The organism is Sphingopyxis sp. P1IMeth2, assembly GCF_900185685.1.
GTDB lineage: Bacteria > Pseudomonadota > Alphaproteobacteria > Sphingomonadales > Sphingomonadaceae > Sphingopyxis > Sphingopyxis terrae_A.
Genome location: NZ_FYAT01000012.1, coordinates 190,021 through 206,765 on the forward strand (window position 1 = coordinate 190,021; position 16,745 = coordinate 206,765).

The following is a 16,745-nucleotide window of genomic DNA, read 5'->3' on the forward strand; positions in this document are numbered from 1 at the left end:
ACCCTCGCCGCACCGCATCAACTATGATCCTGACCGCCGCGGCGCGGCTAGATCGAGTGACGCCCCTATTCGAAATTGCCGCCCACGGCCTTGCCGCCAACGAAAAGCTGCCGGCGCTGGACCGTGCGCAGCTCGACCGGCGCCTTTACCAGATCGTCGACGGTCAGCGCCGTGTCACCGCGCGATGCGCTGTCGCCCAACGCATAGTTCGGGCTCCAGCGGCCGTTGGCGTCGCGTTCGAGCATCATCACCCGCGCCTGCCCCCGTCCGATCACCGCGACGCGCTGATCCGACAGCCAGTAGAGAATGCAGGGTGCATCGCGGCACCATTGCTGCTCCTCGATCGCTTTTTCGAAATCCGGAATCAGGGTCCGCCCGGCCGGCAGGACGCGAACCTTGTCGGCGAGCGGCGTTGCGCGATAGGCGACTTCCGCCGCATCGCCGTCATCGCCGGGGCCCAAGTCCCAGCGGTTCTTCGCGCTCATGGCGATTTTCGCGCGGTTCGCGCGTGCCTTGTCCGGCGACTTGGCGAGACGCGCCAACGCCTGCCGCCCGCTCGGCCCAAAATCGAACGCCAGCGCCGCCCAGTCGAACTTGTCCGCACCGACCTTGCCGCTTTCCAGTCGTGCAAGCTGATCGCGCGTTGCGATCGCGCCGAAATCGACGATAGGAAGCGCCAGAAAACCTGCAAGCAGGACCAGCCCGATCGCCAATTTCTGTTGCAGCGGCCGCAACAGATCGTCGAAATCATGCCGTCCCCGGACGACCGACCACAGCCCCGATATGCCATAGGCGACGGCGATTACCGCCGCGATCACGCCCCACAGCCGCTCGGGCGTCCAGCCATATTGGAGCACGCGCAGGTGCATCGAATAAAAGGCAATGACCGCGAGCGGCAGAACCACCGCGACCAGCGCCGCCGCCGCGACGTGCAGCAGCAGGTTGCCCGCACGCTCTTCGCGGCCATTGCCGATCGCCGCATTCGCGAGCAACACGGCAAAGGCAGCCGCCGCCATCATCAGCGCCGCAGTCGAAAAACCCGATCGCCACAAGGGTTGCAGGCCCGTCCCGACAAGCGACAGCAAAAAGATCAGCAACGCCGCGGCGAGCACCGGGGCGAGCACCGAAAGCACGATCATCACCAGTCGCTGCAGTGTCGCGACGAGCTTGTCGCGTTCACGCAGCAGCCCCACTGCGCCGCCGAACGCCGCCCCTGCGAGCATCCATCCGAACCATTCTCCCCGCAGCAGTTCGCGGATCAGATCGATGCCGATCAGGTGGAACATTTCGCCGATCAGCACGGTGAGCAGGAAGGAAAGGCCGACGAACGCCAGCGATGCCGCCCCGATCACCGCATCGGTCCAGGCGTGGCTGTGCAGCCTGTCGTAGGGCATCTGCCACAGCTTCCAGAACCGTCCGTCGGGCGCGACGTCACGGCGCGTCTGAAAGAGCGGCGTTGCGACCAGGACCGCCAGCAGCCCCGACCAAAAGGGCCATTCAAAGGGCGAGGCATCGAAATTATAGCCTGCCCCGTTCCACACGATCAGCGCCATGATCGCGCCCCACAGGAGCGCGAAGCCCGCGGCCCAATGCACGCGGCGGATTTCCATGCCGAGCGTGAACACCAGCGTTGCGACCGCGACGAAGGTCGCGAGCGCCATCCGCCAACGGTCAAGCGGATCGCCATAGTCATGGTCAACGCAGGCGTGGAAAAGCAGGCCCGCGGTCGCGCAAAGCGCCGCCATGACCCAGGGGCGCTGAGGCCACGGCGGGTCACTGTCGTCGAGGCGAGTGGAAAGCATGGGCGAATCGGGCGCGGCGCCGCTAGCGATGCTGTCGGTCATGCCCCACATCTGGGCTTGTTTGATGGCGCCGCGCAAGCCAGATAGCACACCCATATCTCCCGCCGCATGGAGCCCCGACTTGGCCCGCAAATTCCTTTATTTCATCGCCGCGATCATTCTGATGATACTCGGTGTCGGCATTGCCTATCAGCTCAATCCCGGCTGGTTCGGCCGCGTTGCCTTCGTTCCGAACACCGAATTCAAACCGCAAGCGGCGGTGGCGGCCAACGCCTATGACGATCCCAAAATGTGGATCGCCCGCCCCGGCCTGCCCGACGACCCGTCGGCCTGGCGTCCGCCCGCCGCCGAAGCGGAGGCCGGAGGCGGCGAAGGCGAGGCAAGTGCCCCTGAACCGAGCGCGCGTCCGCTGATTGCGCCCGCAAAGGCGGCCGAAGCAGCGGGAGCGGCACCGATCGCGCCGCTCGGCGATGCCGCGGTCTTTTTCGTCCACCCGACAAGCTATTACAGCAAGGCGAGCTGGAACGCGCCGCTCGGCGATGCCGACGCCGATTACCGCGCCACGCTGTTCGTGCGCGGCATGGCAAGCGCATTCGGCGATGCGGGCGCCATATGGGCGCCGCGCTATCGCCAGGCGACGCTCGGCGCGTTTCTGGCCGAAGACCGCGTCACGGCGAGCAAGGCGATCGACGCCGCCTACCGCGACGTCGAACAGGCATTCGACGCCTTTCTCGCGGCGATCCCCAAGGACAAGCCGATCATTCTCGCGGGCCATAGCCAGGGCGCGCTGCATCTGACGACGCTGCTGAAGAACCGTATCGCGGGCACGCCGCTCGCGAAGCGTATCGTGGCCGCCTATGTCATCGGCTGGCCCATCAGCCGCGATACCGATATGGCCGCGCTTGGCCTGCCCGCTTGCGACAAGCCCGATCAAAAAGGCTGTATTCTGTCATGGGCAAGCTTTGCCGAGCCCGCCGATACGTCGATGGTCACCGGCGCCTATGACGGCACGATCGGCTTCGACGGGCGGCCGCGCGCCGGCACGCGCATGCTCTGTACCAACCCGCTCACCGGCACGCCCGATGCCGCCGCAGGACCGGAGGCGAACATCGGCACGCTCAAACCGTCCGATGGCTTCCGCAAGGGCGAGCTCATCACCGGCAAGGTTGGCGCCAAATGCGACGACGATCGCGGTTTCCTGATGATCGGGGACGCAGACGCTGCGCAGCATTTCGTCGTTGCGGGCTATGTGCTGCCCGGCAACAATTATCATGTCTATGACATCACCCTGTTCTGGGCGAACGTCCGGGCCGATGCGCTGCGGCGTCTCGCTGCGTTCGAGGGGAAGGCCTCGCCGGTGTCGCCCCCGGCAGCGCCGGTTGCGGCGACGACGCCCACCTCTAAATCCTAACATCGTCATTGCTTCGCTTCGCTCGCAATGACGCGGCTTTAGGGTTAAGGGCAGCCCGATGATTACCACCACCGCCTCCGATTTTTCTGCCGCCCTGCCCCGCGGCGGCCGCCTGATGGGCCTTGATGTCGGAACCAAGACGATCGGTGTTGCGCTGTGCGACGCGGGGTGGGGCTTCGCAACGCCCGACAAGACGATCGTCCGCAAGAAATTCACGGTCGATCTGGAGGCGCTCAAGGCGCTGGTCGCAGCACAGTCCGTGGTCGGCATCGTCGTCGGCCTGCCGCTCAATATGGACGGTAGCGACAGCCCGCGCACCCAAAGCACCCGCGCCTTCGCCCGCAACCTCGCGCCGCTTGCGCTACCTCTGTTGCTCTGGGACGAGCGCTGGTCGACCGCCGCGGTCGAGCGCGCGATGATCGCGGCCGACGTCAGCCGCGCCAAGCGCGCCGAGCGCGTCGACAGCGCGGCCGCCGCCTTCATCCTGCAGGGCGCGATCGACGCGCTGGTGCGCTGACCTTAACATTTCGCGGGTATTTCGCGGTTATACGGCCGAAAATGACCGCCTATATTCTCTATTGGCTTGTCGCCGCCAACCTGATCGCTTTTGCGCTGATGGTAATCGACAAGCAGCGCGCCGACAAAGGACTTTGGCGCATCCGCGAAGCGACGCTACTCGACTGGGCAAGGATCGGCGGCGCGATCGGGGCCGTCGCGGCGTCACGCCTCGTTCGCCACAAGACGCGCAAACAGCCTTTCGCCGACGATATGCATTTTCTGTTCGCGATGGAACTCGTGCTCCTGGCCTTGTGGGCGCTCGGCCTCTTCGATCCGCTCCTGTCCGAGGCGGCAAGCAAAGTCGGTCCCTCCCTGTCTACGGCGCTTGCCTATTTGCGCGCTGCGACCTAAAGGCTCGGCTTTAATGACAAGCGCAACTCCTCGACCCGCCAGCGACTATCCGCCCGGCGGCGATGCCTTTCGCCATCGCCACCTGACCGGCATCGCCCAGCTCACCCCGTGGGAGATTTCCTACATCCTGGATGCCGCCGAAGAGTGGGTCGAACTCAATCGCAGCGGCGCGGCGAAGCATGACGACCGGCTCAAGGGGCTGACGATCATCAACGCCTTTTTCGAAAATTCGACGCGCACGCTCCTATCGTTCGAGATCGCGGGCAAGCGCCTTGGTGCCGACGTCGTGAACATGCACGCCGCGCAGTCGAGCGTGAAGAAGGGTGAGACGCTGATCGACACGGCGATGACGCTGAATGCGATGCGCGCCGACGCGATGGTGATCCGCCATGCGTCGTCGGGCGCGGTGCAGCTGATTGCCGACAAGGTCGATTGCCCGGTGCTCAACGCGGGCGACGGGCGCCACGAACATCCGACGCAGGCGCTGCTCGATGCGCTGACCATCCGCCGCCGGCTCGGACGCGTCGAAGGGCTGACGATCGCGATCTGCGGCGACGTATTGCACAGCCGCGTCGCGCGTTCGAACATCCTGGCGCTCACTCTGCTCGGCAATGAGGTGCGCGTCGTCGCGCCGCCGACGCTGACGCCGCCCGCGATGGAACGGATGCATGTCGCGACCTTCACCGACATGGACGAGGGGCTGAAAGGCGCAGACGCCGTAATGATGCTGCGTTTGCAGAACGAACGCATGGACGGCGCCTATCTGCCGAGCGCGCGCGAATATCACGCGCTCTACGGCCTGACGCCGCAGCGGCTGGACAAGGCGAAGCCCGATGCGATCGTCATGCACCCCGGCCCGATGAACCGCGGGGTCGAGATCGACAGCAATGTCGCCGACGATCCCGCGCGCTCGACGATTACCGAACAGGTCGAAATGGGGGTAGCGGTGCGCATGGCCTGCCTCGACATATTGACGCGCCGCAAGCGGGAGGTGCCGGGATGGAACTGAAGCCCCTTCTGATCGCCAATGCGCTCCTGCTCGGCGGCGAACCGGGCAGCCTGCTGGTTGCGGGCGGCTGCATCGCGGCGCTGAACCCGTCGGAAACGCCGGAGGGCACCGAAACGATCGACGCCAAGGGCCAATGGCTCGCCCCCGGCATCATCGATTTCGGCGTCTTCGCGACCGACAAGCCGGCCTTTCACTTCGGCGGCATCACGCGCGCGGCGCTGATGCCCGACAGCGGCCCGCTCGACGGCGCGGGTCTGGTCGAACGCGCCGCGAAGGGCGGCAAGCCCGACCTATGGGTTCACCCGCTCGCCGCCGCGACCAAGGGCCTCGCCGGCGCCGAACTCGCCGAGATCGGTTTGATGCAGCAGGCGGGCGCGCGCGCGGTCGCCACCGGACGCGCACGCATCGCCGATGCCGGCGTCATGCGCCGCGTTCTGTCCTACGCCGCGTCGCTCGGCCTTACCGTTATCGCTCATTCCGAGGACGAAGGGCTGACCGCCGGCGCGGTTGCGACCGATGGCGAGATGGCGACGCGGCTCGGCCTTGCCTCTGCGCCCGCGATCGCAGAGGCGATGGCGATCGCACGCGACATCATGCTTGTCGAGGAAACCGGCGCGCCGATCCACTTCCGCCAGGTCACCACGGCGCGCGGGCTCGAAATTGTGCGCGCCGCCAAGGCGAAAGGCCTGCCCGTCACCTGCGGCATCACGCCCGCCCACCTGTTCCTGTCGGACACGGCGATCGGCGATTTCCGTACCTTTGCCCGCCTGTCGCCGCCGCTGCGCAGCGAGGATGACCGGCACGCCTGCCTATCCGCCATCGCCGACGGCACGATCGACGTGCTCGCGTCGGGCCACGATCCGCGCGGCCCCGAAGACAAGCGCCTGCCCTTCGCCGAAGCGCTCCCGGGCATGGCGGGCGCCGAGACGTTGCTCGCGATGGGGCTGCAACTGGTGCGCGACGGTCATGTCACCCCGGCGCGCCTGTTCGATCTCCTCGCCGCGACGCCGGCGAAGCTGCTCGGGCTCGACGCGGGGACGCTGACGGTGGGTAGTGATGCCGACCTGATCCTGATCAACGAGGGCGCGCCGTGGCAGGTCGATGCGAAGCGGATGGCCGCCTGGGCGGGCAACACGCCCTTCGACGGCATGCCGGTGCAGGGCCGCGTCACCGCGCTATGGAAGGGCGGCCAGCGGATTCGCTGACCGCTCCACCGCGCCGGGTCGCAGAAGAGCCCGCCGCCGTTCGTCGATTGTGTCTGGAAAGTTTCATTTGCAACATTAGGGTCGCCCGAAATTTCGGGGAGTGACCATATGACGATTGCCGAGGCGACGCCGGATTTCGAAGAGGGCATGGACCGCGCCGACCGCGCCTTTCTGGGCCATCCCAAGGGACTCGGATATCTGGCTTTCGTCGAAGGGTGCGAGCGTTTTTCCTATTATTCGATGCAGACTTTGCTCGTCCTTTACATGGTCAAATATCTGCTGCTGCCCGAACATGCGAGCGGGGTCTTCGGACTGGAATGGTTGCGCGGCTGGTACGGCGGGATCGACGGCCAGCCCTTCGCGTCGAAGATTTTCGGCGATTATACCTCGCTCGTTTATCTGACCCCGATCGCAGGCGGCTTCATTGCCGACCGCTGGCTCGGGCGGCGCGCGACGTTGATCGCCGGCGGCCTGATCATGGCGATCGGTCATTTCCTGATGGCGTTCGAGGGAGCCTTCCTCTTCGCCCTGCTCGCGCTGATCGTCGGCGTGGGACTGTTCAAGGGCAATATCGCGAGCCAGGTCGGCGAACTTTACAAGCCCGACGATCTGCGCCGCGCGATGGCGTTCCAGATCTTTTACATCGCGATCAACGTCAGCGTCATCGCGGCGCCGCTGATTTCGGGTACGCTGGGCGAAAAGGTCGGCTGGCACTGGGGGTTCGGCACCGCGGGCGTGGTGATGGTTATCGGCCTGATCCTCTATATCATGGCGGGACCATGGCTGCCCGCCGACAATCGGCCTGCGAAAGGCGCGGCTGCGAAAGCGAGCGAACCGATGTCGCGGCAGGACTGGCTGCGCGTCGTCGCGGTGCTGACGCTGGTGCCGGTGATGGCGGTCGCGCTGCTCACCAATCAGGAAATCTTCAACGCCTATCTGGTCTGGGCCGATCAGCATTTCCAGCTCACCTTCTTTGGTGAGACGCTGCCGACGAGCTGGATGATCACCATCGACGCGGCGGCGAGCTTCTCGATGCTCGCCGCGGTCGCTGCCTTCTATGTCTGGTACGGCAAGCGCCACCGCGAACCCGACGAGTTGGGCAAGATGATCATCGGCAGCGTCTTCACCATCGCCGGCGGACTCTGCCTCGTCATGGCGGCGGCGACGCAGGGTGACGGCAAGATCGGGCTGTTCTGGCCCGTGATGTTCCATCTGCTCAACAGCGTCGGCTTTGCGCATATCCTGCCCGTCAGCCTCGCGCTGTTCACCAAGCTGGCACCGAAGGCACTCAACGCGACGATCGTCGGCATTTATTACCTCGCTTTCTTCGGCGCGAACAAGATCGTCGGCGAGGTGGGCACATGGTATTCGTCGATGCCGACGACCAGTTTCTGGTTGTTCCACGTCGCAACCGCCGCGGTCGGGCTGGTCGCGTTTATCCTGTTCAAGCTGTTCCTCGCGAAGCGGCTGATGGGTGGACCCGTTAAGCATGTGAGTTGAGCCCGGCATGTCGTCGACCAACCTCACACGCATGCGGACGCTGCTCTCTCAAGGCCGTTTTGCGGAGGCGGAACTTCAGGCACGAGATATTCTGGCAACCTCGAACAATGCGTATGAAGCACACGCATTGCTCGGACAATTCGCAGCGCGTCGTGGCGAAACGGCGTTGGCCCTGTATCACCTTGACCGGGGCACGCCGCCAGGTGAAGCACCTCACCCAGATCTGCTCGCTGCGCGCGGCGCTGCACTTGCCCGCGCCGGGCAATACGAACTGGCGGCGATGCAGTTAACGGCAAGCATAGACGGGAGCAGCGACCCGCTTGGGGTATTGCTCCGCTTAGGTTGGGTATTCGAAAGGCTTGATCGATTCGACGATCTCCGTGCAATTTTGGAGAGGGCCGACAAACTCGCAGCGCAATTGGGGCAGGATATCTCAGTTAGGACTGCGATTCTGAAGATGCGCACGGACGAATGGGAAACGGCGCTCGACATACTCGACCGAGCAAGTTCGATTTCCGGATCCGACAGGTTGGCACGCGGTCGACTGCGGGATCGCGCGGGCCGTTACGACGATGCGTGGGGAGATTTTGTCGCCGGCAAAGCGGAGATCGCGGCCTCAGAGAAGTTATCATATCCTGCTGCTCGCCTGACGGCACATCACGATCGAGTCATCGATATATTTTCAGCAGACTTTATCAATGCATTGCCCCGCGCACCGAAGAATGATCGCTTGCCTCAGCCGATCTTCGTCACGGGGCCGCCGCGGTCGGGCACGACGCTTTTCGAACAGCTGATAAGCGCTGATCAAATGGTCAGTGCGCGTGGCGAACTTCCCTTCGCGTTCCATCTCGTTCAACATATTTCTACGCAGTTCGGCAGCTATCCCGATGGCTTGGCGTCGCTCGGAAATGTTACGAAAGATCGCTTGGCTGTCGCGCTTCGCGACCTCTATTCAGGACTAGCCTCCGCCGACGCAGATACGGCTCAGGCGCCACACTTCGTGGATAAAATGCCGTTCAACGAACAGTTTTTGCCTCTTCTCACGATGGCGTTTCCGGAATCGCCGTTCATAGTGATGACTCGCCATCCCCTCGACGTTGTCGTTTCAATGATGTCGCATCATCTGACGCATGGATATAATTGCGCACTCAACCCGCTCAATGCAGCACATCATCTCGCGGCTATCGATAGACTTACCGCACATTGGGAAGCTGCCGGGTGCCTGCTGTATCGTCAGTCATATGAGCAACTGGTCGCCGATCCAGTAACGGCCGGAGAGCGGCTCAGCGTTGCAACCGGCCTCAGCTTTCCCGCGGCCAATTCCGTCGAAGTTACTTCAACGCCCGCAACGCCCGCAACGCCCAGCTATGCGCGCGCGCGCGGCCCGGTTAGCAAAGATGCGGTGTTTCGCTGGCGAAACTATGGACATCATCTAAGTGCTGCGATGCCGATTATTGCGCCTCTGGTCGCCCGCCATGGATACGATCTTGATTGAACATATTGTGTTAAGCTCATTCAGAACAGCCGAGCTCCATCGGGTACCACACGATCGGGAGCAAAGAGGATCACCTCGCCCGCCGCGTCGGCGAAACCCAGCGTCAGCACTTCGGACATGAACTTGCCGATCTGGCGCGGAGGAAAGTTGACGACCGCCGCAACCTGCCGACCCGGCAAATCCTCGAGCGCGTAGCGCGCGACGATCTGCGCGCTGCTCTTCTTGACGCCGATCGCGGGGCCAAAATCGATCTTCAGCTTGAACGCCGGCTTGCGCGCTTCGGGAAAAGGCTCGGCCGCGACGATCGTGCCGACGCGGATATCGACGCGCAGGAAATCGTCGAAGGCGATGGGCTCCGCAGCGGGGGCTGCGGCGTCGTGATTCAGGTGCATTCCAACTCTCCGTCATTCCCCCCCAGGCGGGAATCCAGCTTCCTCACTGCCTTAGCTGGATTCCCGCCTGCGCGGGAATGACGAAAGTGGATTATTCCATCTCCAAAATCACCGCATCGACCGCCAGGCTATCGCCTTGCGCTGCGTTGACCGTCTTCACGACACCCGATTTTTCGGCGCGCAAGATATTCTCCATCTTCATCGCCTCGACGGTCGCCAGCGGCTGACCCGCCTCGACTTTGTCCCCTTCGCCGACATGCAGCGCGACGAGCAGGCCGGGCATCGGGCAGATGAGGAATTTCGACAGATCGGGCGGGATCTTTTCGATCATGTGGCTCGCCAGCGGCGCGACGTGCCAAGGCAGCACGCGCACGTCGTGTATTGCGCCGCGCGTCGTCATGCGCCAGCCCGTACGCGTCTTCGCGACCTTCACCGCCAGTTCGCCGTCTCCGATCTCGGCAATCACCAACCGGTCGCCTGGCGTATATTCGAGCGCGATGTCGATCTTGTCACCGTCGACCTTGATATGCTTGTGGCCGAGTTTGACCTTGTGGCTCGTGCCGTCGATCGTCACCTGCCATTTCGCGGGCGGGTCGAGCCGGTCGCCGAGCTGACCGTCGGTGCGCCGCGCGCGATCGGCCTCGGCGCTCGCCATGAAGCCCGCGATCGCCGCGAGCGCGCGGGTCACCGCTTCGTCGGTCGGCGCGCCGTGGAAGCCCTCGGGATATTCCTCGGCAATGAAGCCCGTGGTCAGCTCGCCCGAGCGGAAGCGCGGATGCTGCATGATTGCCGAGACAAAATCGATATTGTGGCCAAGCCCCTCGAGCTCGAAGCGGTCGAGCGCCGCGACCTGCAGATCGGCTGCCTCGTCGCGCGTCTCGCCCCAGGTGATCAGCTTGGCGATCATCGGGTCGTAGAAAATCGACACTTCGCCGCCATCGTAAACGCCGTCGTCGACGCGCACGCCGTCGACACCCCGGCGGCCGTTTTCCTCGCCATCGTCGGTCCAGCCAGGCACCGGCGGTTTATAGCGCGTCAGGCGCCCGGTCGAGGGCAGGAAACCGCGATAGGGATCTTCGGCATAAACCCGGTTCTCGATCGCCCAGCCGTCGATCTTGATGTCGTCCTGCGTCATTTCGAGCTTCTCGCCCGCCGCGACGCGGATCATCTGTTCGACCAGATCGATGCCGGTAATCGCTTCGGTCACGGGATGCTCGACCTGAAGCCGGGTGTTCATTTCCAGGAAGTAGAAGCTCTCGCCCGTCGGGTCGGCGCCCGACACGATCAGTTCGACCGTCCCCGCGCTGTAATAGCCCACCGCCTTCGACAGCGCGACGCACTGCTCGCCCATTGCCTTGCGCATCTTTTCGGTGACGAAGGGCGACGGCGCTTCCTCGACGACCTTCTGGTGGCGGCGCTGGATGCTGCATTCGCGCTCGTTGAGGTAGAGGATGTTGCCGTGCTGATCGCCGAGAATCTGGATTTCGATATGGCGCGGATTGAGGATGAATTTCTCGATAAACACGCGGTCGTCGCCGAAGCTGTTCAGCCCCTCACGCTTGACGCTCTCGAAGCCTTCGCGGACGTCCTTTTCGTCATAGGCGAGGCGCATGCCCTTGCCGCCGCCGCCGGCGCTGGCCTTCATCATCACCGGATAGCCGATCTCGTTACTGATCTCGACGGCATGTTCGGTGTCGCGGATTTCACCAACAAAGCCGGGGACGACGTTGACGCCCGCTTCCTTTGCAAGCTTCTTCGACTCGATCATGTCGCCCATCGCCGCGATCGCGTTCACCGGCGGGCCGATGAAGACGATATTTTCCTTGGCCAGCGCCTCGGCGAAGCTGGTGCGTTCCGACAGGAAGCCGTAGCCCGGATGCACCGCCTCGGCGCCGGTCGCCTTGCATGCGGCGATGATCTTGTCGGCGATCAGATAGGATTCGGACGCAGGCGACGGCCCGATATGCACCGCCTCGTCGGCCATCTGCACGAAGGGCGCGCGCGCGTCGGCGTCCGAATAGACGGCGACCGTCGATATGCCCATGCGCCGCGCGGTCTTGATGACGCGGCAGGCAATTTCGCCGCGATTGGCGATCAGGATTTTCTTGAACATCAATATTCCTCGACAAGTGCCTTGAGTTCGGCGGTCCGCGCCTTGGTCAATCGTTCCATGCATCCGCTGTGGAGCATCGGTGCCATGCTACCGCCGCGCGCGGCGAAGCTTTCGGAGAGGCACTGCTGATCGCGATAGGTCAGCCACGCGCGCTGCGCGGCGAGCAGCGTGTCATAATGCTTCGGTTGGCTGTCATAGCGGCGATCGATCATCTTGTCGCGCGTTCGCATCTCGGCCACGGTCAGCTTCCACTGCGCATTGAGCGTAGCATCGGCGACCTCATAGGCCTTTCCGGCACAATGGTTCATCTCGACCTGATATCGTTGATTGTCGCAATCGACGGGAGGATCCTCCGCGACTGCTACCGCCAAATAGAAAAGGGCGAGGATCACTCCGCGGCCTCCGTCAGCATCCCTTGGCGCATCGGCTCTTCGCTTTCCATCGGCCGCAGCCCCAGCTTTGCGAAGAGCGCCGCGTCGGCATTGTCGCCCGCGTTCGCGGTCGTCAGCAGCTTGTCGCCGGTGAAGATGCTGTTCGCGCCCGCCATGAAGCAGAGCGCCTGCGTCGCCTCCGACATGCTCTCGCGTCCCGCCGACAGGCGGACCATCGATTTCGGCATCGTGATACGCGCGACCGCGATCGTGCGGACGAATTCGATATCGTCAATCTTCGCGAGCGGGGTGCCCTCGAGCATGTCGCCGAGCACGGTGCCCTTCACCGGCACCAGCGCGTTGACCGGCACGCTTTCGGGATGGCGTTCGAGCGTTGCGAGCGCGTGGATGAAACCGACGCGGTCGGCGCGCGTCTCGCCCAGCCCGACAATCCCGCCCGAGCAGACGTTGATCCCGGCATTGCGGACTTCCTCCAGCGTGTCGAGCCGGTCCTGAAAGGTCCGCGTGGAGATGATATTCTCGTAATTCTCCGGGCTCGTGTCGATATTGTGGTTGTAATAGTCGAGCCCCGCGACCGCGAGCGTCTGCGCCTGTTCCTTGGTCAGCATGCCCAGGGTCATGCAGGTTTCCATGCCCATCGCGCGCACGCCCTCGACCATCTCGACGATGCTCGCCATGTCGCGGTCCTTGGGGTTGCGCCAGGCGGCGCCCATGCAGAAGCGCTTCGACCCGGCATCCTTCGCCTGCGCCGCAGCTTGCAGCACCGCGCGCACATCCATCAGCTTGGTGGCCTTGAGCCCGCTGTCGGCATGTTTTGATTGCGAGCAATAGCCGCAATCCTCGACGCAGCCGCCGGTCTTGATGCTCAAGAGCGTGCAAAGCTGCACCTCGCCGCGCGCGTGATGGCGGCGATGGACGCCCTGCGCCTCCCACATCAATTCGTCGAACGGCAGGTCGAACAGTGCGGCGATTTCCTCGCGCGTCCAGTCGGTACGGGTTTCGGTCACGCTTCGGTCTCCAATGCCTGTGCCAGGTCAGCGATGATGTCGTCGATATGTTCGATCCCCACCGACACGCGGACGACGTCGGGCCCGGCGCCCGCTTCGACCAGTTCGGCCTCCGAAAGCTGGCTGTGCGTCGTCGATGCCGGATGGATGATCAGCGAGCGGGTGTCGCCCAGATTGGCGAGATGGCTGAACAGCTTGACCGCGGAGACGAGCTTGACGCCAGCATCGTAGCCGCCCTGGAGGCCGAAGGTGAACACGGCGCCGCCGCGCCCGCCGAGATATTTGTGCGCGAGGTCGTGATAGGGGCTGCCCCGCAGCCCGGCATAGGAGACCCAGCTCACTGCCGGATGATCCTGCAACCATTTGGCGAGCGCGAGCGCGTTGCTGCAATGCCGGTCCATGCGCAGCGCGAGCGTCTCCATGCCGGTGAGCGCAAGAAAGGCGTTCATCGGCGCGAGCGCGGGGCCAAGGTCGCGCAGGCCGAGCGTCCGCGCGGCGAGGATGAAGGCGAGCGGCCCGAACGCCTCGGTGAAGGTCAGCCCGTGATAGGAGGCATTGGGTTCGCTCAGCGCGGGATATTTGCCGCCCTTTGACCAGTCGAACGTCCCGGCATCGACGATCAGGCCGCCGATCGCATTGCCATGACCGTTCAGGAATTTGGTCGCCGAGTGGACGACGATGTCGGCGCCATGCTCGATCGGGCGGCAGAGCATCGGGGTCGCCATCGTGTTGTCGACGATCAGCGGTACGCCGGCATCGTGGGCGACCTTTGCAATCGCCGCGATATCCTGCACGACCCCGCCCGGATTGGCGAGGCTTTCGATGAAGACCGCGCGCGTCCTGTCGTTGATCGCGGCCGCAACATTCGCCGGATCGTCGGCATCGACGAAATGCGTCGTCCACGCCATCTTGCGAAAGCTCTGCCCCAGCTGGTTGAGGGAGCCGCCATAGAGCTTTTTCGCCGCAACGATCTCACACCCCGGCTCCATGATCGTATGGAAGGCCAGAAACTGCGCAGCATGGCCCGACGCCACCGCGAGCGCCGCCTGCCCGCCCTCCAGCGCCGCGATCTTGCCTTCGAGCGCGCCGTTCGTCGGGTTCATGATCCGGGTGTAGATATTCCCGAATTCCTGCAGGTTGAACAATCGCGACGCATGATCGACATCGTCGAACACATAGGATGCGGTCTGGTAGATCGGCGTGATCCGCGCCTTGGTCGTCGGATCGGGCGCGGTGCCGGCGTGAACGCTCAGCGTTTCGGGTTTATGGTTGCTCATGCAGCATCCTCCAGCGGGGGCATATTGTGGCCGAGCAGGCGCAGGACGTCGGCGGCGCATTCCACCACATTGCTACCCGGGCCATAGATGCCCTGCACGCCCGCGTCGCGCAGATAGTCGTAGTCCTGCGGCGGAATGACGCCGCCCGCGATCACCTTGATATCGCCGCGCCCCGCCTCGCGCAGCCCCTTGATGAGTTCGGGGATCAGCGTCTTGTGCCCGGCGGCAAGGCTCGACGCGCCGACCGCATCGACCCCGCTTTCGAGCGCGAGCACGACCGTTTCCTCGGGCGTCTGGAACAAGGGGCCCGACACCACGTCGAAGCCCATGTCGCTGAACGCCGAGGCGATGACATTGGCGCCGCGGTCGTGTCCGTCCTGCCCCATCTTGGCGACGAGCAGCTTGGGCGCGCGGCCCAGACGGCGTTCGACCGCCTTCACCCCGTCGACGACCTGCGCCCAGCGGTTGTCGCCCTGATAGGGCGCGGCATAGACGCCTTTCACCGGCTTCGGCACCGTGCCGTAGCGCCCGAAGCTGACCTCCATCGCGTCCGAAATTTCGCCCAGCGTCGCGCGCGCGCGCGCCGCATCGACCGCGTGCGCGAGCAGATTGGTCTCGATCGACTGCGGAGCCGCCGCCGCGCGGCGCAGCGCGGTGAGCGCGGCCTGGCAAGCGACCTCGTCGCGGCTCGCCTTGACGCGGTTGATCCGTGCGACCTGCGCCTCGCGGACCTTGGTGTTGTCGACCTCGAGCGTTTCGAGCAGATCCTCGTCCTTCAGGCGATATTTGTTCACGCCGACGATGACATCGTCGCCGCGGTCCACCCTCGCCTGTCGGGCGGCGGCGGCTTCCTCGATCATCGCCTTGGGCCAGCCGGCGGCGACCGCCTTGGCCATGCCGCCTTCGCTTTCGACCCGGTCGATAATCTCCTGCGCCTTGTCGACGAGCTGCTGCGTCAGCGCCTCGATATAATAGCTGCCGCCGAGCGGATCGACGACGTTGCACATGCCCGTTTCTTCCTGGATCACGATTTGGGTGTTGCGCGCGATGCGGGCCGAAAAGTCGGTGGGCAGCGCGATCGCCTCGTCGAGCGCATTGGTGTGCAGCGACTGGGTGCCGCCCAGCATCGCCGCCATCGCCTCGATCGTCGTGCGCATGACATTGTTGTAGGGGTCTTGCTCGGTCAGGCTGACCCCCGACGTCTGGCAATGGGTGCGCAGCATCTTGCTGCGCTCGTCCTTCGCGCCCAACTTCGTCATCGCGCGGTGCCACAGCACGCGCGCGGCGCGCAGCTTGGCGATCTCCATGAAGAAATTCATGCCGATCGCGAAGAAGAAGGACAGGCGACCGGCAAACTTGTCGATGTCGAGGCCGCTCGCCACGCCATATTTAACATATTCGATGCCGTCGGCGATGGTGAAGGCCAGTTCCTGCACCTGCGTCGCCCCCGCCTCCTGCATATGATAACCGGAGATCGAGATGCTGTTGAACTTGGGCATTTCTCGCGACGTGTAGCCGAAGATGTCGCTGATGATCCGCATCGAGGGTTCGGGCGGATAGATATAGGTATTGCGGACCATGAACTCCTTGAGGATGTCGTTCTGGATGGTCCCGTCGAGCAGCTTGCGCTCGACCCCCTGCTCCTCGCCCGCGACGATGAAAAAGGCAAGGATCGGGATGACCGCGCCGTTCATCGTCATGCTGACGGACATCTGGTCGAGCGGGATGCCGTCGAAAAGGATCTTCATATCCTCGACGCTGTCGATCGCCACCCCCGCCTTGCCGACGTCACCGACGACGCGCGGATGGTCGCTGTCATAGCCTCGGTGCGTCGCAAGGTCGAAGGCGACGCTGAGACCCTTCTGCCCCGCGGCGAGGTTGCGGCGATAGAAGGCGTTCGATTCCTCGGCGGTCGAGAAGCCCGCATATTGCCGGATCGTCCACGGCCGCCCCGCATACATCGACGCCCGCACGCCGCGCGTGAAGGGCGCGAAACCGGGCAGGCCGGGATCGGTCTGGACGTCCTCGGCCGTGTAGAGCGGCTTGACATCGATCCCCTCCGGCGTGTGCCAGGTGAGGTCTTTACCCTTTACTTCCTTGTCGGCGGCGGCGGCCCATTGGTCGAGGGTCGGTTTGTCGGTCATATGCGTATCTCTACTCTCTTTTCGTCATGCCGGACTTGATCCGGCATCCGTTCCTCGCAGGGACGCAAGAATCGACCCCGGATCAAGTC

Annotated in this window: 14 protein-coding genes; 7 read left to right on the forward strand and 7 right to left on the reverse strand. The window is 64.2% G+C overall.

Going from position 1 to position 16,745, the window contains the following annotated elements; genetic code table 11:
* Positions 1-65: 65 nt before the first annotated feature.
* Positions 66-1,844: a DUF4153 domain-containing protein gene (locus tag P1IM2_RS07735; protein WP_186402035.1), complete on the reverse strand. Its 1,779-nt coding sequence runs from the start codon at positions 1,842-1,844 to the stop codon at positions 66-68.
* 79 nt (positions 1,845-1,923) lie between these two features.
* Here P1IM2_RS07735 and P1IM2_RS07740 point away from each other — a divergent pair, with 79 nt between their 5' ends.
* From P1IM2_RS07740 to P1IM2_RS07770, 7 genes are all read left to right on the forward strand, one after another.
* A complete protein-coding gene (locus P1IM2_RS07740) occupies positions 1,924-3,213 on the forward strand; it encodes a DUF3089 domain-containing protein (RefSeq protein ID WP_186402036.1) in 1,290 nt (429 codons plus the stop codon).
* 58 nt (positions 3,214-3,271) lie between these two features.
* Positions 3,272-3,730 carry a Holliday junction resolvase RuvX gene (ruvX, locus tag P1IM2_RS07745; protein ID WP_186402037.1) on the forward strand — a complete coding sequence of 153 codons (459 nt, stop codon included), beginning with the start codon at positions 3,272-3,274 and terminating at the stop codon, positions 3,728-3,730.
* A 41-nt stretch (positions 3,731-3,771) separates the two neighbouring features.
* Positions 3,772-4,122 (forward strand): DUF1294 domain-containing protein, encoded by a 351-nt coding sequence (locus tag P1IM2_RS07750; protein WP_186402038.1) that lies wholly within the window; start codon positions 3,772-3,774, stop codon positions 4,120-4,122.
* Positions 4,123-4,135: 13 nt separating this feature from the next.
* A complete protein-coding gene (locus P1IM2_RS07755; protein WP_186402039.1) occupies positions 4,136-5,131 on the forward strand; it encodes an aspartate carbamoyltransferase catalytic subunit in 996 nt (331 codons plus the stop codon).
* Entirely contained in the window at positions 5,122-6,336 is a 1,215-nt protein-coding gene (locus P1IM2_RS07760) for a dihydroorotase family protein (RefSeq protein ID WP_186402040.1), read from the forward strand. The genes P1IM2_RS07755 and P1IM2_RS07760 overlap by 10 nt, the downstream gene beginning before the upstream one ends.
* A 108-nt stretch (positions 6,337-6,444) precedes the next feature.
* Positions 6,445-7,836, forward strand: a complete 1,392-nt coding sequence (locus P1IM2_RS07765) for a peptide MFS transporter (protein WP_186402041.1) — start codon at positions 6,445-6,447, stop codon at positions 7,834-7,836.
* A 31-nt stretch (positions 7,837-7,867) separates the two neighbouring features.
* Positions 7,868-9,331: a sulfotransferase gene (locus tag P1IM2_RS07770; protein ID WP_186402042.1), complete on the forward strand. Its 1,464-nt coding sequence runs from the start codon at positions 7,868-7,870 to the stop codon at positions 9,329-9,331.
* 20 nt (positions 9,332-9,351) lie between these two features.
* Here P1IM2_RS07770 and P1IM2_RS07775 read toward each other — a convergent pair whose 3' ends face one another.
* The 6 genes from P1IM2_RS07775 to scpA all read right to left on the reverse strand — a co-directional run bounded on the left by P1IM2_RS07775 (position 9,352) and on the right by scpA (position 16,656).
* Positions 9,352-9,723 carry a tRNA-binding protein gene (locus P1IM2_RS07775; RefSeq protein WP_186402043.1) on the reverse strand — a complete coding sequence of 124 codons (372 nt, stop codon included), beginning with the start codon at positions 9,721-9,723 and terminating at the stop codon, positions 9,352-9,354.
* A 91-nt stretch (positions 9,724-9,814) separates the two neighbouring features.
* Complete coding sequence (locus P1IM2_RS07780) at positions 9,815-11,836, reverse strand: acetyl/propionyl/methylcrotonyl-CoA carboxylase subunit alpha (RefSeq protein ID WP_186402044.1); 2,022 nt, start codon at positions 11,834-11,836, stop codon at positions 9,815-9,817.
* Complete coding sequence (locus P1IM2_RS07785) at positions 11,836-12,228, reverse strand: lysozyme inhibitor LprI family protein (RefSeq protein ID WP_186402045.1); 393 nt, start codon at positions 12,226-12,228, stop codon at positions 11,836-11,838. Before P1IM2_RS07785 ends, P1IM2_RS07780 begins: the two co-directional genes overlap by 1 nt.
* Entirely contained in the window at positions 12,225-13,235 is a 1,011-nt protein-coding gene (gene bioB, locus P1IM2_RS07790) for a biotin synthase BioB (protein WP_186402046.1), read from the reverse strand. Before bioB ends, P1IM2_RS07785 begins: the two co-directional genes overlap by 4 nt.
* The gene (locus tag P1IM2_RS07795) at positions 13,232-14,512 is read right to left on the reverse strand and encodes an O-acetylhomoserine aminocarboxypropyltransferase (protein ID WP_062902582.1); all 1,281 of its coding nucleotides are present in this window, start codon (positions 14,510-14,512) and stop codon (positions 13,232-13,234) included. The genes bioB and P1IM2_RS07795 overlap by 4 nt, the downstream gene beginning before the upstream one ends.
* Positions 14,509-16,656 (reverse strand): methylmalonyl-CoA mutase, encoded by a 2,148-nt coding sequence (gene scpA, locus P1IM2_RS07800; RefSeq protein ID WP_186402047.1) that lies wholly within the window; start codon positions 16,654-16,656, stop codon positions 14,509-14,511. Before scpA ends, P1IM2_RS07795 begins: the two co-directional genes overlap by 4 nt.
* Positions 16,657-16,745: the final 89 nt, after the last annotated feature.